This is a genomic window from Gloeobacter violaceus PCC 7421, assembly GCF_000011385.1.
Lineage (GTDB): Bacteria > Cyanobacteriota > Cyanobacteriia > Gloeobacterales > Gloeobacteraceae > Gloeobacter > Gloeobacter violaceus.
Genome location: NC_005125.1, coordinates 1,354,396 through 1,375,133, shown reverse-complemented (window position 1 = coordinate 1,375,133; position 20,738 = coordinate 1,354,396). Strand labels below are relative to the sequence as shown.

Annotated in this window: 18 protein-coding genes; 7 read left to right on the top strand and 11 right to left on the bottom strand. The window is 62.5% G+C overall.

The annotated features are described in order from the left end of the window. Positions 1 to 112 precede the first annotated feature (112 nt). The 4 genes from GLL_RS06710 to GLL_RS06695 form a co-directional block, all read right to left on the bottom strand. Entirely contained in the window at positions 113 to 2,134 is a 2,022-nt protein-coding gene (locus GLL_RS06710) for a hypothetical protein (protein WP_164928734.1), read from the bottom strand. Positions 2,135 to 2,207: 73 nt separating this feature from the next. Continuing rightward, entirely contained in the window at positions 2,208 to 2,966 is a 759-nt protein-coding gene (locus GLL_RS06705; RefSeq protein ID WP_164928733.1) for a Uma2 family endonuclease, read from the bottom strand. Between the two features lie 146 nt (positions 2,967 to 3,112). Beyond that, the gene (locus tag GLL_RS06700) at positions 3,113 to 4,486 is read right to left on the bottom strand and encodes a B12-binding domain-containing radical SAM protein (RefSeq protein ID WP_011141291.1); all 1,374 of its coding nucleotides are present in this window, start codon (positions 4,484 to 4,486) and stop codon (positions 3,113 to 3,115) included. Positions 4,487 to 4,543: 57 nt separating this feature from the next. Then, positions 4,544 to 5,632, bottom strand: a complete 1,089-nt coding sequence (locus GLL_RS06695; protein WP_011141290.1) for an ABC transporter ATP-binding protein — start codon at positions 5,630 to 5,632, stop codon at positions 4,544 to 4,546. Positions 5,633 to 5,710: 78 nt separating this feature from the next. Here GLL_RS06695 and GLL_RS06690 point away from each other — a divergent pair, with 78 nt between their 5' ends. The 3 genes from GLL_RS06690 to GLL_RS06680 all read left to right on the top strand — a co-directional run bounded on the left by GLL_RS06690 (position 5,711) and on the right by GLL_RS06680 (position 7,793). Continuing rightward, the gene (locus GLL_RS06690) at positions 5,711 to 6,217 is read left to right on the top strand and encodes a hypothetical protein (protein ID WP_011141289.1); all 507 of its coding nucleotides are present in this window, start codon (positions 5,711 to 5,713) and stop codon (positions 6,215 to 6,217) included. Between the two features lies 1 nt (position 6,218). Further along, entirely contained in the window at positions 6,219 to 7,463 is a 1,245-nt protein-coding gene (locus tag GLL_RS06685; RefSeq protein WP_164928732.1) for a bifunctional folylpolyglutamate synthase/dihydrofolate synthase, read from the top strand. A gap of 75 nt (positions 7,464 to 7,538) precedes the next feature. Continuing rightward, a complete protein-coding gene (locus GLL_RS06680; RefSeq protein ID WP_011141287.1) occupies positions 7,539 to 7,793 on the top strand; it encodes a DUF6761 family protein in 255 nt (84 codons plus the stop codon). Here GLL_RS06680 and accB read toward each other — a convergent pair. The 6 genes from accB to GLL_RS06650 all read right to left on the bottom strand — a co-directional run bounded on the left by accB (position 7,790) and on the right by GLL_RS06650 (position 11,727). After that, the gene (gene accB / locus GLL_RS06675; RefSeq protein ID WP_011141286.1) at positions 7,790 to 8,263 is read right to left on the bottom strand and encodes an acetyl-CoA carboxylase biotin carboxyl carrier protein; all 474 of its coding nucleotides are present in this window, start codon (positions 8,261 to 8,263) and stop codon (positions 7,790 to 7,792) included. The genes GLL_RS06680 and accB overlap by 4 nt on opposite strands. A gap of 8 nt (positions 8,264 to 8,271) precedes the next feature. Beyond that, entirely contained in the window at positions 8,272 to 8,835 is a 564-nt protein-coding gene (gene efp / locus GLL_RS06670; RefSeq protein ID WP_011141285.1) for an elongation factor P, read from the bottom strand. 182 nt (positions 8,836 to 9,017) lie between these two features. Next, positions 9,018 to 9,674: a Uma2 family endonuclease gene (locus tag GLL_RS06665; RefSeq protein WP_011141284.1), complete on the bottom strand. Its 657-nt coding sequence runs from the start codon at positions 9,672 to 9,674 to the stop codon at positions 9,018 to 9,020. A gap of 120 nt (positions 9,675 to 9,794) precedes the next feature. After that, on the bottom strand, positions 9,795 to 10,271 hold the full coding sequence (locus GLL_RS06660) for a hypothetical protein (protein WP_164928731.1): 477 nt from the start codon (positions 10,269 to 10,271) through the stop codon (positions 9,795 to 9,797). A gap of 127 nt (positions 10,272 to 10,398) precedes the next feature. Then, the gene (locus GLL_RS06655; protein ID WP_011141283.1) at positions 10,399 to 11,037 is read right to left on the bottom strand and encodes an MOSC domain-containing protein; all 639 of its coding nucleotides are present in this window, start codon (positions 11,035 to 11,037) and stop codon (positions 10,399 to 10,401) included. A 72-nt stretch (positions 11,038 to 11,109) separates the two neighbouring features. Beyond that, on the bottom strand, positions 11,110 to 11,727 hold the full coding sequence (locus GLL_RS06650) for a CGNR zinc finger domain-containing protein (protein WP_197530137.1): 618 nt from the start codon (positions 11,725 to 11,727) through the stop codon (positions 11,110 to 11,112). A gap of 209 nt (positions 11,728 to 11,936) precedes the next feature. Between GLL_RS06650 and GLL_RS06645 the strand changes: the two genes are divergently transcribed. Next, the gene (locus GLL_RS06645; RefSeq protein ID WP_164928730.1) at positions 11,937 to 12,797 is read left to right on the top strand and encodes an alpha/beta fold hydrolase; all 861 of its coding nucleotides are present in this window, start codon (positions 11,937 to 11,939) and stop codon (positions 12,795 to 12,797) included. A 29-nt stretch (positions 12,798 to 12,826) separates the two neighbouring features. Further along, positions 12,827 to 13,123, top strand: coding sequence for a hypothetical protein (locus tag GLL_RS06640; RefSeq protein WP_011141280.1), 297 nt, complete (start codon positions 12,827 to 12,829; stop codon positions 13,121 to 13,123). 3 nt (positions 13,124 to 13,126) lie between these two features. On the opposite strand, the gene mutL is transcribed toward GLL_RS06640, so the two are convergent. Then, on the bottom strand, positions 13,127 to 14,722 hold the full coding sequence (mutL, locus tag GLL_RS06635) for a DNA mismatch repair endonuclease MutL (RefSeq protein WP_164928729.1): 1,596 nt from the start codon (positions 14,720 to 14,722) through the stop codon (positions 13,127 to 13,129). A gap of 174 nt (positions 14,723 to 14,896) precedes the next feature. On the opposite strand from mutL, the gene recG reads away from it, so the two are divergent. Continuing rightward, positions 14,897 to 17,332, top strand: coding sequence for an ATP-dependent DNA helicase RecG (recG, locus tag GLL_RS06630; protein ID WP_011141278.1), 2,436 nt, complete (start codon positions 14,897 to 14,899; stop codon positions 17,330 to 17,332). Between the two features lie 230 nt (positions 17,333 to 17,562). Continuing rightward, positions 17,563 to 20,289, top strand: coding sequence for an FG-GAP-like repeat-containing protein (locus tag GLL_RS06625; protein ID WP_011141277.1), 2,727 nt, complete (start codon positions 17,563 to 17,565; stop codon positions 20,287 to 20,289). Positions 20,290 to 20,738: the final 449 nt, after the last annotated feature.

Genomic DNA, 20,738 nt, shown 5'->3' with positions numbered 1-20,738 from the left:
CTTTCCAGCGGCGGACTCCACACACCATCGCGATCCCCAGTACGTAGGAAGTTTAACAAAGTATCAAGCGGGTTTGATGGGCAAAATTGCCGCTTCAAGATTGTATCGAGAATCAGAACGGTAATTGAAAGCCGAGGGCCACCGAGACCTGGTTGTCGGCCCGCACCCGCAGGCTCTGATAGGGCGAAAGGCCCAAGGCGTTGGTGGCGAACAAATCTACCGACAGCGCCGCAAGACCCGGCAAAAAGCGCACCCCGGCCTGCCAGGGCAACAGTTGGGCGAGGCTGTTGCCCACAAAAGCATTTTCACCCCGCACCATCGGCGTCACCTGGGCGATCAGGTCGAACCCCGGCCACAGCCTGATCGAACCGCCGAGGCTCGCACCAATCAAGGGGGAGCGCTCGTCGCTTCTTTGGATGTAGGCGAGTTTGGGATTGATCCAGAAGCTGTGGCCCTCTTTGAGGGTGAATTGGGCTGGAAATGACAGGGTAAAGACGAACAGTTCGCCGATATTCTCGGTGACCAGACCGATCAAATTGGGTGGGATCGGGCCGCGGTCGCCCGCCGGGATGACACCGGGCACCCCCGGACAGGCGGTCGGCAGGCCGTCCAAAGCCCGCTCGAGACCATCGCGGGTGCCGTCGATGAAGTTACAGGCGCGGCTGGAGGTGCGCCCGAGCGTGAACACACCGCTCAGGGTGAACGGGTCGCCGCTCGGTTGGTGCAAAAAGCGCAGCTTGGTGTGCAGACCGCCGTCGGATTCGTCCGGCCCCGCCGGGGCAAAGTTGCCGAACACCCCCGTCTCGAAGTCGTTGAGGGTGCCTGCCCGGTAGGCAAACGAAAACGTGCCGGTGCTCGCGATGAAGCTTATCTGGTTGCGTCCGGAACCGATCGTGCTGCCGTCCAGCAAATCGAAGCTTGCCGGCACGTAGACGGCGCGGATTTCTGCCGGAACCTGGGTGTCGAAGGTGTCGGCAAATTGGCGATTGACCGGCAGGTCGAATACGTAAAAAAGCCGGTCCTGCATAAAAGTGAGGCCGACGCCGACGCCGGTGTTGTTGTCGACGGCCACCAGCGCCGGTCCGCCGGTGTTGCCGTAGGTGTTGCTCACGAACACGTCGAGGGCGAGGCGGGGATTGACCAGATAGCGCACCCCGGCGTTGTAGGGAATTACCTTGGTGGGCAGGCCGCTGGAGCGATCGACCGTGTTGGAGCCGGCCAGGATGGCCGTGGCGTCGCCGCGGATGTGAAAGCGGTTGGAAATCTTGAAGGTGCCGCCGATGCCCAGGCCGAAGGTGAGGCCGAAGCTCTGGTTGACCCCCGGGTTGATGGGAGTATAGATGGCGTTGTCGCCCGGAAAATAGACCAGCCGCGGCGAGACGGTGAAGGCGTAGCGCTCGTCGTAGGCAGTAAAAGTGAGGGGCAATTCGAGGGCGGGTGTGAAGACCAGCCCGTCCTGGCGCCGCTCGACGGTGGGCAAATTCGACCCGGCCACCCCCCGGAAGGTAAATTGCGGGCGGCTCGTGGTGATGCTTGCCACGGCACTCGTCTTGCCGCCCAGGATCTCGCCCAGGCGGAATTTGCCCTGGACGGTTACATCCTGAAAGATATTACCGTTGTTGACGCCGACGCGGCGCTCCACCAGATAATCGCCCTGAAAGCCAGGCACCGAGCCGTTCGCCCCTTGCAGATCCACCGTCATCTCGACGTTGTCGCTGAGGCCCCAGATGTACTGGCTGGACTGGTTGGTAAATAAATCGTCGTTGACCCCGGCTTCCGGCTGAAATAACCGTACGATCTGCGTCTGCTGAAGTTCGCCGTCGCGCAGGTGGCTGGCGGTGACCAGGCTGTAGCTGCGGCCATCCACCTTTTCAATGGGCGATCGCACGAACACTGGTTTTTCAAGTTGAACTTTGCGTTGTTGGAGTACCGATTCGAGGGTGAGGCTGGTGTTGTCGTTAAGTAGTAACGAACTGTCAGTGCTCGGTTTTTCGAGATCTTTGAGATCGCGTGCCCCGGTGGGCTGGTCGGTAAGTACCTGCGATCCGGCCTGGGAAAACTGCGCCCGAGCGGTATCCGGCAAAAGTGATACGAGCGATAGGCCAAGCGCCAACCCGAAAAGCCAACGGTTCAAAGCTTCACCAGTGCCAGGTCAGAGGCATTATACCCGAGCCTGTGGGCGCCCTCTGAACAGACACCCTTCGCACCTAGATCGCATCGGGATCGATTCCCAGTTGCCTAAGCCGCTCGGCCAACGCTTCAGTCCGCCGCCGCTCCTGGGCGACTTCCTGCTCGGCCCGCTCGGCCCGCTGCCGTTCTTGCTCGGCCCGCTGCCGTTCTTGCTCGGCCCGCTGCCGTTCTTGCTCGGCGCGTTCGGCTCCGGTCGCAATCACCTGCCGGTCTCGGTCGCACCAGCGCAGCCAGGTGTCCTCCTTGCCTTCAAACCTTCCCTGCCAGAGGGTCAATCCCAGGCCAACTTCCTCGAACCAGGCACTTTGCCGACTTTGGTAGTGCAGTCCGGAAAGCTCGAACACTTCCAGCACCGACCCGCCCAACTGCTGTAGCGGATCATAGATTGCGTAAAACGGCACACGCATCTGAGCGTAAATAGCCAGTTTGCTGCCGCGCTCGTTGCCCACGGTGTTGGAAACTATCTCGATCACCACTTCCGGGGGCTTGCCGAATTCCCAGAAAAAATAGGAGCGGTTTTGCTTTCGCCACCAGTCCTCAGCAATTTCGACGTGCAAGCTCAAGAAGACATCCGGGACCAGGGGCGGTTGGCGGACCGCGTAGAACAAACCGACGTTGGCAGCAGCAAGAAAGGAAAACTGGGGATGCCAGCAGCTGTAAAGCGGTTCGGTCAATAAACGTTGCTGCTTCTCGGAAGGAAGATTGTCCACCGGGGCATCATCCTCGGTCACCAGGTTTTCGATATCAACGATCATTTCATCTGTTGAAGCTTCCATGGAGAGACCTCCCGGCCGCAGAATATGGACATAGTAACACATGGCCTAGAAGTGCACGAAAATCAGCCAAACGTCAAAGTCTTCCCATTGCCCTAGTTGGAACTGACACAAAAGGTGGCTTGCATTGCAGGCAATCCTGCCGTAGTTCAAGCCATGCGGGCGATGGCGAGGCTGGCGCTGTGGGTGATGGCCGGTCCCAGGGTTTTGCCCAGCCAACCCAGATGCTTTTCGGCCAGAAAGCGGGCGCGGGCGGCGTAGATGGCTGAGCGCAATTTCAGTTGGGAGTGATCGGCTTTGTAGGTGAGCACGTTGTGACCGGCGCGCTTCCACTCGGCCTGCTCCTCGGGGCTGAGCCGTCCCTCCGAGACTACCCGGTCAAAGAGCTTCGTGCCCGGCAGCGGATAGGTGATCGTGAAGCTCAAGTAATCGAGCGGCAGTGTCGGAATAAATTGGAGTGTGGCGAGGATATCCTCGGTGCGCTCGCCCGGGTAGCCTATCTGGAAAAAAGCCGCCGCCCGGATACCGACGCTGTTGGCGTCCTGAATGGCCTGTCGCACATCCTGGGGGCTGAAGCGCTTGCCCATCTGTCTCAGCACTCGGGGGCTTCCAGACTCGATGCCAAAAAAGATCCGCTCGCAGCCGGCCGCGGCCATGCGGGCGAAGACTTTGCGCTGCACATCCACCCGTCCCAGGCAGTCCCACTTGAATTTGAGGCCGCGCCGGTGGATCTCGTCGCAAATTTTGAGCGCCCGCTGCCAGTTGAGCATGAAGATATCGTCGGAAAACCAGATGTGGCTGTAACCGGCCGCGAGGGCATTTTCGATATCTTCCATGACCTGCTCGACGGTGTGCTCGCGGTAGGTCGCCCCAAAAATGGGCTGATCGCAGTACTCGCAGCCGTAGGGACAGCCCCGGGCGGTGAAGACCGGCGTCTGGGTGTAGCCGAAGGTGGAGCGCCAGTACGCCTGGTAGCGCTCGTGGTCAAACAGATCCCGGGCGGGCATCGGCAGTCGGGTGAGCACCTCCTTGGGGATCAAAGGCGCTTTGGTGTTGCCCGTCAAAGCACCGGTCGGATCGAGGGTGCAGATCCCTTCAAGTTGCTTGTACGGGCGACGGTCCTTGAGGCAGGCCACCAGCGCTTCCCACACCAGCTCCCCCTCGCCGCGCATCACCGCGTCGAAGGCGGGCAAAAACGTCTGAGGCTTACCCGAGGGCATCGGCCCTCCAGCCACTAACAGCGCACGATCACCCAATGACGATCGCAGCCCCCGGACGATGGCAAGGGCGTCCTCGTGCATTGTCACCATGCAGTAGACGCCGACCACCAGCGGTTGCTCGGCCGCCGCTTCGGCGATCGCCCAGTCGATACCGCGAAAGGTGCAGTCGAGAAACCGAACGCTATGACCCAGAGCGCGCAGATGGGCGGCGATGAAACCCTGACCCAAAGGCGGAAAGAGCCAGAGTTTGCGGCCGGTGGCCTCGCGGTGAACATAAGGGTAGATGAGCACCACATCGGCCATTGCTCACATCCTTTGCGCTACGGAACCCATTTATCTTACGCGGCCCGCGCACCGGGATCAGCGCAGCCGCTCGCCGCTTGCCGGGTCGAAGAGCACCGCCCCCGCAAGGTCCAGACCGACGGGGATCGAATCGCCGCTGCGCCAATCAACGGAACCCGGGGTGCGCAGGCTCGCCTGGACGCCACCTAGTGAACCGAACACGATCGTTTCGTTTCCGAGAGGCTCGATAAGTTCGACGGTGAATTTTCCCCGAGGCATCGCCGCTTCTGGATGGGGACAGATAGCCTCCGGTCGCACCCCAAGCCGAACCTGTTCGCTCGTACATTGCTTCAACCGGGCCTGGGCGGCTTCGGGAAGGGCAAGCGCTTCTCCCTGCCACAACCAGCTGTGCCCACCGCGCACGATTTCGAACAGGTTCATAGGCGGGTGGCCCAAAAACTGGGCGACCATGACGTTTTCGGGCTCGGCGTAGATCTGCTCGGGGGTGCCCACCTGCCGCAGGTGGCCCTTTTCCATCACGGCGATGCGGTCCGCCAGGGTCATCGCCTCCACTTGATCGTGAGTGACGTAGATCATTGTCGTCGACAGGCGCTGGTGCAGGCGCTTCAGTTCGCTGCGCGTCTGGTTTCGCAGTTCGGTATCCAGGTTCGAGAGCGGTTCGTCCAGCAAGAACACCTGCGGGTCGCGCACCAGCGCGCGACCGACCGCGACGCGCTGCTGCTGACCGCCCGACAGTTGGGCGGGCTTGCGGTCCAGGAGTGCTTCAAGGCCCAGCAACTTGGCCATCTCCCGCACTTTGTGGCGGCGATCCTCGGAAGCTACCCCACGCATGCGCAGACCGAAGGCGAGGTTGTCGGCAACGCTCATGTGCGGATAGAGCGCATAATTTTGAAACACCATGGCCACGTCGCGTTCGCGGGCGGGCACAAAGGCTTTTGCCCCGGCCACCAGTCGGCCGCCGATGCGCATCTCGCCTGCGTCGATGGTCTCCAGTCCGGCGATCGTGCGCAGCAGGGTCGATTTGCCGCAGCCGCTCGGTCCCACCAGCACCAACAATTCGCCGGGGGCAATGTCAAGATCGATCCGTTGCAGTGCCGTGTACTGCTCGAAGCGCTTACCGACGCCGGACAGTTCTACTTGACCCACCTGACCCTCCGAATTTTCTGGAAATGTTCGGCCAATTCAAACAGCATAGATCCCAGAAAGCCGAAGGACCGGCTCGCCATGCACCCGTCCGCCACCCAAAAACTGCAATTTGAGTTGCGCTCCCGGCGCGAGCGCGGTGAGGCGACTACCCTGCCGCCGCGCACGCGCTGGCGCGAAGGGGTGCTGCTGTGGGCGGAGATCGTCTATTGCTCCCCCGCCGAGGCGCAGCAGCTGCGCGACGGCGCCGAAAGGCTCCATGTGCTGAGCGAGCAGCCCCCTGCCATTGGGCTGGTGATCACCCCCGAGTTCGATGAACACGGCCGCAGGCTCGCAATGGACGTCGACCAGCACGGCTACGGCGGCTTGGTGCGCTTCGAGAATCTGCTCACCGAGGACAACTATTTGCAGGTGATGGTCGGAGAAGGGCTCTACCCGCTCATCGTGCGCGAAGAAGAACTGATGCACTTCTGGATGCAGTTGACCTTGCAGTGCGAGCGCCATTTTCTGGCTGTTGCGAGCGAGAAAGTCTGCTTCGGCTACTGGGAGTCGGATCTGGCCCTCAGCCGCGCCGTCGAGGAGGCGTAATTTGGCCGGTACTTTCGCTTTGTACGCCGAGGCGAACCGGCGGCTCGAATCGCTGCTGGTAGGCAATAGCCGCCTGCAGCCCGCGGCGGTGGGGGGCGCCGAACTGGTCGCTGGGACCCGTGCCCTGCTCGACAGGGTCGGCGCTCCGGATCGGACGATGGAGTGCGTGCTGGTGGGGGGCACCAGCGGCAAGGGTTCGGTGGCGACCGGGCTCGCCGCCCATTGCGAGCGGGCGGGGGTGCGCGTCGGCCTGCACACCTCGCCCTACCTGCAGGTGGCCACCGAAAAGATTCGCCTGGACGGCCAATACATCGGCGGGGCAGAATTTGCCGAACTAGTGGAATGGATCTGGCCCCATTTGGAAGCGTGGCGCGATCCGGCCCACCTGCGGCGGCGCTATGGGGCTGTCTCGCTGGTACTGGCGGCCGAGGCGATGCGGCGACACGGAGCGCAAGTGGGCGTCTTCGAGGTGGGTTGCGGCGGTCGCTTCGACCCGGTCAACGCCCTCGCAGCTCGGGCAGTGGCCATTACGACCGTGGGCCTCGACCATGTCGCGTTACTCGGGCCGACCCTTGCAGATATCGCCTGGCAAAAAGCGGGTCTCATCAAGAGCGCCGCGCCGGTAGTAACCGCCGCCCGCGGTTTACCCTTACAAATCATTCAACGAGAGGCGGCCAGCTACGGAGCGCCGGTGCGTTGCACACCCGCCGACAACGCCGCCCTTGCCGGGGCGCTTTTTGAAGTTTGCCGGGGGACGCCTGCCCCACGCCTGCCCCCGCAGGCAGTTCGCCTACCCGGCAGGCTGGAGCCGATGGGGGTGCAGCAGTGGGTCTGGCTGGACGGCGCCCATAACCCCGAGAAGCTGGCCTATCTGGTTCGTCAGCTGCACGGCAGACCGGCGGTCGTCCTGTTCGGCGCCCTTGCAGGCAAGTCGCACCGCCCGATGCTCAAGATTCTCTCGCGGTTGGCCCGCACGCTCGTACTGTGCCCGATCGAGGTACCCGGCAAACTCCCCACGGATCTCGCAGAACTGACCCGACAGGCACAGGAGTGGTTCGAGCGCGTCGAACCGGCCCCGAACCCGGAAGCCGCCCTGGCATTCGCTCTGCACCGGCGCCAACCCGACCAGATTGTCGTAGTCACCGGCTCGCTGTACCTGGTGGGCCGGTTGCGCTCGCGCTGGTATCCGGCTGAGCGGGTCGTCGAAGCGCGCAGCAGCTGGCCTCCCCGACTCGATGGGCCTTAGAAATTGTTTACAACCGGTTGCCGCCGGTGCCGCTTGGTGCAACGATCGTCGTGAGCGGCATCTTCTGGAATCACCATGTTGCAAGACCCCAAAACCATTCGCTACTACCAGCGGCTGTCCGACACCCTGGTAGAACTGTGGCGCCGTCGCTACCGCAGCGAGGAGTTGCGCCTGTTTTCCGAGGGCTTCATCACTGCCCTGCGCTACGGCCAAGAACTCGATCCCACGCAGATCATGCGGCTGGAGCAGGAGATAAGGGGCTTCCTGGCCAACTCCGACAATCTCGAGCCGCCGGAACTGCGGCCCCAGCCCGAAGAGGAGCGATCCTAGACCGGCTCCAGGCGCATCAGCTTCTGGCCGTATTCGATCGGTTCGCCGTTTTCGACCAGAATCTCGACCACGCGGCCGGCGGCCTCGCTGTCGATGGTGTTCATCAACTTCATCGCCTCGATGATGCAGACGGTCTGACCGACGCGCACGACATCGCCCACCTCCACGAAGTTGGCGGCGTCCGGCGATGGAGCGCGGTAGAACGTGCCGACCATCGGGGACACCACGTCGATCGTCGGTCGATCGGGTGTGGCGGGGGGTGCAGGGGGTGGGGCCGGCGCCTCGTTTACCACGGGTGCCGCCGGGGCGACCGGGGCCGGTGGACTGCCCACCCCGGTCTGGACGACGGTCTTGCCGCTTTCCTTGCGGATGGACAGGCGAAAGCCCTCCGCTTCGATGGTCAGTTCGGTCACATCCGTCTGGTTGAGGATGGCGAGCAGCTCGCGGATTTCGGAAAGATCGATGTTCACAGGCGGTCTCAGTTTTCCCGGCCGAGGTAAGAGTTGTCGCGGGTGTCGATTTTGATTTTCTCGCCAATGGTGATAAATAGAGGCACCATAACCTCAGCACCGGTCTCGACTTTGGCGGGCTTGGTGCCGCCCTGGGCGGTGTCGCCCTTGACGCCCGGGTCGGTCTCGACCACTTGGAGGACGACCGTGTTGGGCAAATCGACGCCGATCACCCGTTCCTGCCACTTGAGAATCGAGACGCTCATGCCCTCTTTGAGGTATTTGGCGCCGTCGCCGAGCGTCTCGCGGGTGAGCGCTTCTTGCTCATAAGATTCCATGTCCATGAAGACGTACTCGTTGTCGCCCTGGGGGTAGACAAACTGCATGTCGCGCTTTTCGACCACCGCCTGGGGCAGCGTCTCGCCGGCTCTGAAGGTCCGTTCGTTGACGTTGCCGGTCATGACGTTTTTGAGCTTGGTGCGCACGAAGGCCGATCCCTTGCCCGGTTTGACGTGCAAGAATTCGATCACCCGCCAGACCTGGCCATCGAGTTCGATGGTGGTGCCGGTTCGAAAATCGTTGCTTGAGATCATGAATACGCCGGGGTAAAAGGGCCGTTCTAATTAAACTTGAGCCTCCGGTCCCCGTCAACGTGTACACGCGTGGTGAACGGGGCACCGGTGCAATCATCCCAGACAGGTTCAAGTCGGCCCTTTTCGTTGCGCACGCTTCCCAAAATTTAGAAATATTTAGCTATGCGTTTTGCAATGCTTACTTAGTCTTGACCGGCGATTTGCCCGCGCACCCATTGGCGGAAGGCTTTGAGGGCCAGACGCGGTCCTTCACTCTGGGCCATGGCCAAAAACCGGGACAGGTTTTCCTTGAGCGGCAGGTCCGGGAAAGTGGGGCTTTGTTCTACCTCGATATACTCGCCCTCCCGTAGCACGTCGATGCGCAACCGCCCCGCCTCCAGACGCCACAGTTCGGGCACCCCCAGGGCACGGTACACATCGAGTTGGGTGCGGGAGGTGACATCGACTTCAATCGAGAGCTCGGGGGGCGGATCTCGCCCGAGGTCCAGGCACTGTTTGCCGACCATCGCAGCAAAGTTGCGGATGTAAAAACAATCGTCCGGCTCGAAGCCCTTGGCAAGATCCCGCCGCTTGAACGTGGTAGAGCCGAAGGAGACGTAATCGATTTCCAGTTCGTCCAACAGCACTTTGACCAGATCGCCCAGGATAACTTTGTTTTTTTCGTGTTCCGGCAACGGCATACGAATCTCCAACGTCCCGTCGCTATAGGTCAGCCTGGAACCCCGGTGATCTCCCAGTTCTTCGAGAATGTCCTCGAACTGCTGCCAGCTCACCTCTTCGAGCACCAGCCGCTGTCCCGGTTGCACCTGCACCTGCTTTAGCTGCAGCGTCACGCTCATCGATCGAATCCTTGCTAATGGCGTCGTGGTCCAATCCTAGCGGGGCTGAGCGCTCGCAGGGGGCAGTATGGCGGGCACAGGTGGAAGCTCCGCTGTCGGGCATTGTGCAGCACAGGATGCCTACGGAATCGAAAACCGGTACTGGCCCCACACCCCCGCGCAGCGAGTCCGTTGTTCAGTGTCGGCGATTTGTGCTATGACCTGCGCAGTTTCCAGATCGGCGATCAAGACGGCAAATGCGACATTTTGGTAGGCAGGCCGCCTGCTGTCGTAATTGTATAGCTGCGAATGGACATTTTCGAGCAGGCGAGTGCGATCTGTGCCCGCGAGCGTTTCCCATCCCTTGCGCTCGACATCGAGGCGGACAAGGTAGCAGTCAAACGTTACATATGGCCAGGTGGATACGGCCAGATGCACAGCCGGGCCACCCCCCAACGTCCACCGGGAGACGATCCTGCTTTCGTCGAAACGGCGTACGAGCGACCCAAGGTGGTCGTAAAGCCGTGCGAGGTTTGCGGAGTTGTCTATCTTGATGACAGGACCGGGAAGTGGGTTTGCCCCTGCCACGGACGGCATCGTAAAGAGCAGCAAATGCACACAGGCCCACCCCAGCGCAAGAACCAACACATTCTGCCGACCGGACATTTTGAGAGCCTCGGAGGTGTCCTGGCAAGGAGTCCAGGTATAGATACTCAATAGGTTGAGGTTTTCCCCTCCATGCGCTCTAGACAGAAAATCGCCGAGCAAAATACTCCCGCCAGCTTTCAGGCAAAGCCTCGATCTGCAGCAGGCGCTCCAACAGATGCGCTTCCGATTCGCCCTTGGCATAGAGCCGCACAAAATCGGCAATGCTGACCTGCCGCTCGTCCGTGTACACGCGCTCGACGGCATCGCCCGTACCCACCTCACCCGCTTTTTCGACCGCGAAGTAAAAGCCTGTCCGGCCGCTCGCCAGGAATTTCCCGATGATCCCCGGATCTGCGAAGCGGATGCCGAGCTTGTAGCAGGGTAGGCGCGGCTGGGTTACAACGACTTCAACAGTGCCGATGCGGAAACGGTCCCCCACGTGCACATCCGCTTCCGACAGTCCGCTGGTGGTCAGGTTCTCGCCGAACATTCCCCAGGTCAGTACCTGGCCGTTGCGCTCGTGCTGCCAGTAATCGTAGTGTTCTGCCGGATAGGCGTACACCGCCTTATCCACCCCCCCGTGCACACTCAGATCCGCCTGGCCATCCCCATCCAGGTTCAGCGGGCGCACCGCCACCCGCCCGGCCACCGGTGCTTTGAAGATACCGGTAAGTACCTGTCTGCCCCGCCATTCGACTTGCCGGGGCAATCCGACATTGACCGAAATCACCTGCATGATGCTCTCCTGACGCAATAACGGAGTCTCACTACATTGACGCGGCGCCCGCCGCAAAAACCTTGATCGCCATCATGGCCCGGCGGTGCGACCAGGCGGGTGCTTCGCCCGACTGCGGTGGGCAGCCGCCTTAGCGCGGTTGCCGCACAGGGCCATGCTGCACCAGCGGCGCGAATGGCTCTTGGTCGTGTCAACAAACCACAGCGTGCAGTTTGTTCCCTCACAATGGCGCACCAGGGCAAAATCGACGCGGCAGACCAGATCGGCCATCACTTCGGCCACCGGCTGCAACAGCTGCTGCGGGTGGATCCACCGCCGGTGGATTCGGCAGACCGGTTTGCCCGCTTCTCCCCACGCGATCTGCCGGTAAGCCTCTTCCCCGGCAAGCAGACGGTTGAGCGGCTCCAGCTCGCCGAGCACCTGCTTGCCCAGCTCGCCTCCGGCCTGGCCCGCGACAAACCCGCGCAGCCACTCGCGCAGGGCGCGCGCCTCGCCTGCAACGGTATCGAGCGCTTCGGGCGGGTGCTCGACCGCCAGGCGCCGCGCCGTTTCGCGGTCGAGGAGCCCGGCCAATTGCAGCCAGGCGAGCAGGTCCTTGCCGTTGGCCAGCCACTCAATGGGCGTCCCCGACGGCGCCGCCCGGCTGTTCAAAAAGTCGAGCGCAAGGTGATCGGCAACAAACAAAGGCATCGGACGGGATTCGGCCATTTCGCGGGTCTTGCTGGGGTGTGAGCAGCACCCCCGGGGGCGCCTATGCCCATTCTTGCATAACCATCAAAAAATAACTTGGCCGGTTATCAATCTCATGCTAACCTTCAAAATAGGGCAAAGAGGGTTAGCGCAGCATCTGGGGTGTGCGCCCTCGGTGTCCAAACCATCCCCACAACCGGAGAGACAAGATGACGATGTACCGTTACGCCACCGTCGATGGTCTGCGCGTGTTTTACCGCGAGGCCGGTCCCAAGGACGCTCCCGCCGTGCTGCTGCTGCACGGTTTTCCGACCTCCTCGCACATGTACCGCGATTTGATCCCGCTGCTTGCCGACCGCTACCGGGTGGTGGCGCCGGATCTGCCGGGTTTCGGCTTTACCGACGCGCCCGAACGCGGACAGTTCACCTACTCGTTCGACCGTCTGGCCCATGTGATCGACCGGTTTAGCGAGGCTGTGGACCTGGGGCGTTACGCGCTCTATATCTTCGATTACGGTGCGCCGGTCGGTCTGCGCCTTGCCAGCGCTCATCCCGAGCGGATCACAGCCCTTATCACCCAAAACGGCAACGCCTACGAAGAAGGCCTTAGCGCAGGCTGGAATCCAATCCAGTGCTACTGGCAGGAACCGACGCCCGAGAACCGCTCGGCGCTGCGCGATTTTCTCACACCCGAAGCGACCCAATCGCAGTACGCCCACGGCGTGGCGGACCTTTCGCTGATCGCCCCTGAGGCTTACACCCTCGATTCGGCTTTGTTGAGTCGGCCGGGCAACGAGGAGATCCAACTCGATTTGTTTTTGGATTACCGCAGCAACGTCGCGCTCTATCCCGCCTTCCAGGCTTACTTTCGCGCCCACCGGCCGCCCACCCTCGCCGTCTGGGGCAACAACGACCCGTTCTTCTTGCCGGCCGGCGCCGAGGCGTTCAAGCGCGACAATTCCGAAGCTGAGGTACACCTTTTCGACACCGGCCACTTCGCCCTGGAGACCCACGCCCGGGTGATCGCCGAGCGGATCCGCGATTTTTTGGACCGCCAACTGCGCGGCTGAACCCGTACCGTCGGCGACGGTGTTGCATAATGTTGCGCGCCGCCGGGGCTGGACGTATCGTGGCAGCAGCGTTCCGTCAGCCGATGTTTAGCGCCGAACACCTCCGCTTTATGGCCGCAATGGTTGTACTTGCTGCAGTCGGCCTGGACGCGGCAATCCTCGGGCTGTCCGTGCAGGGCGCTCTGGCAGGCGATGCGGCTTTTGCGGACATCGTTTTTGTCAGCGTGGTGGCCTGGAAGCTGGCCTGGCCCCTGTTTGCCAAATCGTTGCACCTGCAAAGGCAGACGGCGCTCCGGCGGCTTGAAAGAGCGTACCGGATTTCTTGAGCGCTAGGAACCGCAGATGTGCCAGCGCCTGCGGAAAAAACGGGCCAGTTCCCCGTCGGTGAGCGGCATGTAGATGGGGCGACCGTGGGGGCAGGTGTGGGGATTGCGGGTGCGCTGCCAGCGATCGAGCAGTTGCTGCATCTGGAGAGGTGAAAGCGCGGTGCCGTTGCGGATGGCCGTCCGGCAGGAGAGCGCGGCGCGCATCTGGGCGGCATCTTCTTGGTCGGCCAGTTCCATCAGACCCTCCGCACAGTCCACCCGTCCGACGAGGGCCACCGGTGCCGAACGCACCAACCAACTGCGCTCACCGAAAGCTTCGACCTCGATGCCGTGCTCTGTGAGATTCTGCGCCTGACGAGAAGATAGTTCCAGTGCCAGGGGCGGCTCAAGCGGCACCACCTGCCAGTCCGATTCCAGTGCTTCGAAGAGCACCCGCTCGTGGGCGACGTGCTGTTCGACCAGACAAACACCGCCGGGATACTCAGCCAGGATATAGGTCTGGTGGAGCTGGGCGAGGGCTTTGAGCAACAACTCGCCGCCTGTGCTTTCTGCTGCGTAAGGCAGGTGCGCCTCCGCCAGACGCAACAGCGCGGCGGCGGGCTTCGGGGCAAAGTGGCGCAGCCCCTCGCCAATGGCCGCTACCACCAGTTCGCAGGCAGGAGCGGTCCCGGCCAGTTGCACTTCGAGCTTGGCCGGGTGACGGTTCCAGTCCACCTCGTCCGCAGGAAGTATCAGTTGCACAATGCACACCGGCTGGCGGCCGGGACGCAGCGTGCGTTCAAATCCGGCGCGCACCGCCTGCTCCAGTTCGCCGTGGCGCACGAAGCGACCGTTGATATAGATCTGCAGCCAATCGGCGCGCGCCCGCGAGCAGCGATCAGGTAAACCGATCGCCAGGCGAACGCGGCGGCCGTCGCGCTCCAGGTGTACCTCGCGCAGGTCGTGCTCGTCATAGGAATTCAACAGTTGCAGCGCGCGCTGCTTGAGGCCGGGGGCGGCCCACAGCTGCAACTGCAGCCTGCCGTCCACCGCCAATTCAAATAAATGCCCCGGATAGGCAAGGGCGTAGCGGTGCACAAGCTGGGTGACGGCGCGCACTTGAGCTTTGGTGTCCGCCAGAAAGCGGCGGCGCACCGGTTGCAACTCGAATAGTTCGCTAACCGTCACCACCGTTCCAGGAGCAGCGGCGGCCGGCTGCGATTCGACCAGTTCGCCCTTATGGTCGTAGCGGGCGCGGGTGGCGGTGCGGGCAGTAGGTGTGCAGGTGAGAATTTCCAGCCGCGCCACCACGGCGATGCTGTGCAGCCCCTCGCCGCGAAAGCCCAGGGTGCGCAACCGCCAGAGATCTTCGATGGCGCCCAGTTTGCTGGTGGCATGGGAGCGGGCCGCCATCGGCAATTCCTCCGCCTCGAAGCCCAGGCCGTTGTCCTGGACTTGGACGCGCCACGATTCGGGCCAGAAGCTCACCCGGATGCGATCCGCCCCGGCATCCAGGCTGTTGTCCACCAGTTCGCGCACCACCGCTGCGGGCGAATCGATTACTTCTCCTGCGGCGAGCAGACGCACGGTCTGGTCGGCCAGCGGCCGGATCGCTCCCAAAGGCGAATTGCTCCTGACCAATGTGCTTATCAAGGCTAGGCGATGGCGACTTTGGTCGCAAACGAACCGCCGCAAGAAGCAATACGATCGGAGCGCTCGATATTCGCGGGGGTGCTCACACCACATTTAGCGCCGCTCAGGCATAACTTCCCGGTCAGTCCTACAATGTGAGCTGTGTCGCACACCGAAGCGTTCGCCGAACTGCTCCAGCGTCTCCACCGCGCCCTGGCCGCGGAGGCCGACCGCGGCTTTGTGAACCTCAAAGGCTCCCGCCAGTACTTCGCAGAATTCTTGAGCGAAACGCTCGCCACCGCACCGGGCGGTCTGGAGGACAAGGACTCGGCGCGGCGCTGGCAGGATCTGGGGGCGCGCTACGCCCGTTACGCCGACCTGGAAAATGCCGCGCGCGCCCATCTGGTGGCCGAGACCCGGCGGTTTTTGCACCGAATCCGCCGCTCCCTCGAAACACCTGCTCCGGAGCGCCCCAACGGCAAACCCACTGCGCCACCCGAAGCGGCCATCCTCGATCAGCCGATGACCAAGCTTGGCGGCATCGGGCCGAAGCTTGCCGCCCAACTTGAAAAACTTGGACTGACGACGATCGGGCAGGTGCTGCGCTACTACCCGCGCGACTACCTCGATTACAGCAACCGCACGACGATCAAAGTCTGCCAACCGGGCGAAATGGTCACTTTGCTCGGCCAGGTGCGCCGCTGCCGCTGCTTTACCAGCCCCCGCAACCACAAACTGTCGATTTTTACCCTCACCCTGGGCGACGGCACCGGCCAGATGCAGCTGTCGCAGTTTTTTGCCGGGACGCGCTTTACCCACCGCGGCTGGCAGGAAGCCCAGATGAAGCAGTACCCGCGCGGGGCGACAGTGGCCGCAAGCGGCCTGGTCAAACGCTCCACCACCGGACTGACCTTGCAGGAGCCGCAACTGGAGGTGCTGGACGAAGGCGAAGATTTGCAGAATCTCACCAAGATCGTACCGGTCTATGCGCTCGCCGAAGGGGTGGGGGCGGGGGTGGTGCGCCGGGCGGTCAAGGCCGCATTGCCCTTCGCCAACGCCTTCACAGACCCGCTGCCGGCTGCTGTCCGCACATCGCTGGGTCTATTGGACCTACCGGGGGCGATTCGGGCGGTCCATTACCCCGAGAGCGCCGAACACAAGCTTCAGGCCCGACGGCGACTGGTTTTCGACGAATTTTTCTTTTTGCAGTTGGGCCTGCTGCAGCGCCGTCACCGCCAGAAGCGCCAGAGTGCGGGTATCGCCTTTCGCACCCGCGGCGAACTGATCGAGCAGTTTTATAAGCTTTTGCCCTTTGCCTTTACCGGCGCCCAGAAGCGGGTGGTCGAGGAGGTGCTGGCCGATCTTGGATCTCCCGAGCCGATGAATCGGCTGATCCAGGGGGACGTCGGTTCCGGCAAGACGGTGGTGGCGGTGGTCGCCATGCTCACCGCCTTGCAGTCGGGCTACCAGACCGCCCTGATGGCCCCCACCGAAGTCCTGGCCGAGCAGCACTATCAAAAACTCGTGCAGTGGCTCTCGCAGCTGCACCTGCCGGTGGAACTCGTCACCGGTTCGGTGCGCGCCGCTCGCCGACGCGATGTGCTCAGGCAACTGGCCTCGGGCGAATTGAACGTGGTGGTGGGCACCCACGCCCTGATTCAAGACGGGGTGCAGTTCGCCAATCTGGGCCTAGTGGTGATCGACGAGCAGCACCGCTTTGGGGTCGGCCAGCGCGCCCGGTTGCAAAACAAAGGCCGCAACCCGGACCTGCTCACCATGACCGCGACACCGATCCCGCGCACCCTGGCGCTCACGCTGCACGGCGATCTGGACGTCTCGCAAATCGACGAGTTGCCGCCGGGGCGCAAACCGGTGCGTACCACCGTCGTCACCCCCTCCGAGCGCACCCAGGTGAATGAACTGATCCGCCGCCAGATCCTCGAAGGCCGTCAAGCCTACATCGTGCTGCCGCTCATCGAAGAATCCGAAAAAGTCGACTTGCGATCGGCCATCGAAGAGCACGAACGCCTCAAAGAAAAAATCTTTGCGGAATTTCGCTTGGGACTGTTGCACGGACGGCTCAAATCTGAGGAAAAAGAAGCGGTGATCGGGGCCTTTCGGCGGCACGAACTCGACCTCCTCGTCTCGACAACCGTCGTCGAAGTCGGTGTCGATGTGCCCAACGCCACGGTGATGCTCATCGAGCACGCCGAGCGGTTCGGGCTTGCCCAGTTGCACCAGTTGCGCGGCCGGGTGGGCCGGGGGGCGAACCAGAGCTTTTGCCTGTTGATGAGCGCCACCAAGACCGAATCGGCTTTGCAGCGGCTGCGGGTGCTCGAACAATCGAACGACGGCTTTTTGATCGCCGAGATGGACCTGCGCCTGCGCGGCCCCGGCGAGGTGATGGGTACGCGCCAGTCGGGCCTGCCGGACATGGTGCTCTCGTCGCTGGTCGAAGACCAGGACAGCCTTGAGCTAGCCCGCCGCGAGGCCCAATCGCTCATCGAGCGCGATCCGGAGCTGACCGCCCATCCGCTGTTGCGCGCCGAACTTGCCGGTCGGCTCGACCGGCTGATGGACGGCGCCATCCTCAATTAAAAATTGACGCCGCTGTGGCTTAATTTTTGGTTCCCACCAGCCTATCTAAAAGTGTCAGACCGGTTCTAATCACTTTATTGGGTATTGGTGGGCTCTATCCACCAACGGACCATCGGTGGTACCGTGCTTATCGCCGCTGCGCCCGGTGCGGTGGCCCATGCAAAAAATCCCTACTTTGGACGGGTTCGTCGACCTTCTTTGTTTTCCCTATTGCTCACAGGAAATTTCCAATGGCAAATCATTCCGTGACCCAACGCTACGGCGGTATCGTGCGCCGCCTGATTTCGACAACTTTGTGTCTGCAAGCGCTGCTCGGTGCCGCCGTTCCGGCAGTGGCCGCTCCGACCGGCGAGATCAAAATCGGCGAAAACGCCAAACGCCAGATCGAAGCGCTGATGCGCGAGAAGGCCCGCCGCACCCCCACCCAGCGCAAGATCGATTCGCAGTTGCTCTACGCCCTCAAGCAGCAGCGGGGCGAATCTTTTGCCCAGGGGGTGGGTCCGCTGCGGCTCAATGTCGAGCGCGACGGCAGCGGGCGGGCCCTAGTTGACATCAAAGCGCAAGTCACCCCCGCCCTGCTCGCCAAGATCGAATCCTTGGGCGGCACCGTTCGTAGCAGTGTGCCGCGCTACAGCGCCGTGCGGGCCTGGGTGCCCCTGGCCCGGCTGGAGGAATTGGCCGCCCTCAGCGAAGTCACTTTTATTCGCCGCGCCGCCAAAGCCCAGTTGAACAAAGGCAATCCCCGTCCCCTGCAAGATGCCGCTTCCCTGGCTCGGCGCATCGAGCGGGTCAAGCAACAGTTGCCCGAGCAGATCCGCCTGGCCGCCCAGAACCTGCCCGAAGACGCTCCGGTGCTCAATGTCGGCTCGGTGACCTCCGAGGGAGACAAAGCCCACACGGCGGATACCGCCCGCAGCACCTACGGAGTCAACGGCACCGGGATCAAAATCGGCGTGCTCTCCGACAGCTACAACTGCCAGGGCGCGGCGGCGGCCGATATCGCCTCCGGGGATCTGCCCGCCGCCGGGGTCACCGTGCTGCAGGAGGATCCTGGATGCAGTTCCGGCTCCGACGAGGGTCGGGCAATGCTGCAAATTGTCCACGACCTTGCCCCCGGTGCGCAGCTCTACTTCGCCACCGCCTTCGAGTCTGTCGAGGGCTTTGCCGAAAATATTGTTGCCCTTAAAAACGCCGGCTGCACGGTGATCGTCGATGATGTCGAGTATTTCAACGAATCGCCCTTTCAGGACGCGCCCATCGCCCAGGCCGTCAACGAAGTGACCGCCGCCGGGGTCGCTTACTTTTCTTCCGCCGGCAATTCCGGCAACCTCACCAGCGGCACCTCGAGCGTCTGGGAAGGCAACTTTGTCGATTCCGGCGAAGATCTGATCATCGACGGCGAATCGGTCGGCGCCATCCACAGTTTCAACGGCAGCACGGCCAACCAGCAGCTCGACAGTTCCAGCGAGCCTGCCTACCTGTTCTGGTCCGACGCCCTGGGCGCATCGGCCAACGACTACGACCTGTACATCATCGATTCTACGGGTAGTTTCCTGGTAGACTTTTCAACCGATCCCCAAACCGGTACCGAAGATCCGGTCGAGGCGGCCAGCGCCGGACCCGGCGATTTGCTGGTCGTGACCCTTGTCGACGGCGATCCGCGCTACTTGCACCTCAACGTCGGCCGGGGCCTACTCGCCAGCGGCACCAGCGGCCGCACCAAGGGCCACAGCGCCGCGTCCAAAGCCTTCTCGGTCGCGGCGGTGCCTGTCGCCACGGCGGCAGGCGGTGCCTTCACCGGTGGGGCGGCCAACCCGGTCGAAGACTTCAGCTCCGACGGACCGCGCCGCGTCTTCTACAACGCCGACGGCAGTGCGATCACCCCCGGCAACGTCCTGGCCACCGGCGGGGCGGTGCGCCAGAAGCCCGATATCGCCGCCGCCGATGGCGTAGTGACCACCTTGCCTCCCAACAGCGGATTGAACCCTTTCTTCGGCACCTCCGCCGCCGCCCCCCACGCCGCGGCAATCGCCGCCCTGCTCAAGTCCTTGCGGCCAACGATCACCCTCGATCAGCTGCGCTCGGTCCTCACCACCACCACCCTCGACAACATGGCCGCAGGCGTCGACCGCGACTCCGGCTTCGGCATCGTCATGGCCCTGCGCGCTTTGCAGGCGCCGGTGGGCGGCGGCCTGGTGCGCGGGGACTTCTCCGGCGACGGTAAAGCGGACATTCTCTGGCGCAACGGTGCTACAGGAGCCAACACCGTCTGGCGGATGAACGGCACCGCCTTCTCTTCCTCGGTGGCGCTCACTTCGGTGAGTGATCGCAACTGGACCATCGGCGGGGCCTCCGACTTTACCGCCGACGGCAAGACCGACATCCTCTGGCGCAACGGCGCCACCGGCCAGAACACGATCTGGATCATGAACGGCACGGCCCTCTCTTCGACGGTGACGATCAGCCCCGTCAGCGACCCGAACTGGCAGATCGTCGGCACGGGGGATTTTTCTGGTGACGGCAAGCCGGACATTCTCTGGCGCAACAAGGCCACCGGCGCCAACAGCGTCTGGATCATGAACGGCACCGCCTTCTCTTCGTCGGTGGCCCTCAGCTCTGTGGGCGATCTCAACTGGGAAATCGTCGCCGCTGCCGATTTTAGCGGCGACGGCAAGCCGGACATTCTCTGGCGCAACAAGGCCAGCGGTGCCAACAGCGTCTGGATCATGAACGGCACGACCTTCTCTTCGTCGGTGGCCCTCAGTCCTGTGGGCGATCCCAACTGGCAGATCGGCGGGGCCGCCGATTACTCGGGCGACGGTAAGCCGGACATTCTCTGGCGCAACAAGGCCAGCGGTGCCAACAGCGTCTGGATCATGAACGGCACCGCCTTCTCTTCGTCGGTGGCCCTCACCCCGGTGGCCGACCTGAACTGGCGCATCGCCGGGCCGCGCTAGTCGACACGTGGTCAAGTTGCCTGCTTTCCCCCTGCGGGGGGAGAAAGCAGGCAACTTGCCGATGCAGAGCAACTCTACCAACAATAAAATTCCTGCTTTCGAACGACAACGGCGCGCCGCTGCGGACGAGGCAACGCCATCGGAGCAAATCGGCCAATAATTTGGTATCCGGGTTATCCAATATTTGGCAAATGTGGTTCGATTGCTACCAATTGCACTTCTTGCACAACAAACTCAGCCACTGTTTCTGAAGTTGCTGCCAGCTTCCTAGGGGCGAGGCCGTATTGCTGCCTTAGTTTAGGGACTTGCCGTCGTCTCTTAAAAAGCGCCTTGGGGTGCGAAGCTGACTGATGAGTGGGTAGAAGTTCCTGCAAAAAAATCTATTCAGAGTGTTTGTCTTAAACATTCCTTAGCCAAAAATCACTGTAGATCTTTACCAAACTTGGTGC

What these genes read in the sequence shown, in the direction of transcription:
- GLL_RS06705 (WP_164928733.1), bottom strand. Translation starts at nt 2,966, where the DNA reads ATGGAAGCTTCAACAGATGAAATGATCGTTGATATCGAAAACCTGGTG.
- GLL_RS06700 (WP_011141291.1), bottom strand. Translation starts at nt 4,486, where the DNA reads ATGGCCGATGTGGTGCTCATCTACCCTTATGTTCACCGCGAGGCCACC.
- GLL_RS06690 (WP_011141289.1), top strand. Translation starts at nt 5,711, where the DNA reads ATGCACCCGTCCGCCACCCAAAAACTGCAATTTGAGTTGCGCTCCCGG.
- GLL_RS06680 (WP_011141287.1), top strand. Translation starts at nt 7,539, where the DNA reads ATGTTGCAAGACCCCAAAACCATTCGCTACTACCAGCGGCTGTCCGAC.
- efp (WP_011141285.1), bottom strand. Translation starts at nt 8,835, where the DNA reads ATGATCTCAAGCAACGATTTTCGAACCGGCACCACCATCGAACTCGAT.
- GLL_RS06665 (WP_011141284.1), bottom strand. Translation starts at nt 9,674, where the DNA reads ATGAGCGTGACGCTGCAGCTAAAGCAGGTGCAGGTGCAACCGGGACAG.
- GLL_RS06655 (WP_011141283.1), bottom strand. Translation starts at nt 11,037, where the DNA reads ATGCAGGTGATTTCGGTCAATGTCGGATTGCCCCGGCAAGTCGAATGG.
- GLL_RS06650 (WP_197530137.1), bottom strand. Translation starts at nt 11,727, where the DNA reads ATGCCTTTGTTTGTTGCCGATCACCTTGCGCTCGACTTTTTGAACAGC.
- GLL_RS06645 (WP_164928730.1), top strand. Translation starts at nt 11,937, where the DNA reads ATGACGATGTACCGTTACGCCACCGTCGATGGTCTGCGCGTGTTTTAC.
- GLL_RS06640 (WP_011141280.1), top strand. Translation starts at nt 12,827, where the DNA reads ATGTTGCGCGCCGCCGGGGCTGGACGTATCGTGGCAGCAGCGTTCCGT.
- GLL_RS06625 (WP_011141277.1), top strand. Translation starts at nt 17,563, where the DNA reads ATGGCAAATCATTCCGTGACCCAACGCTACGGCGGTATCGTGCGCCGC.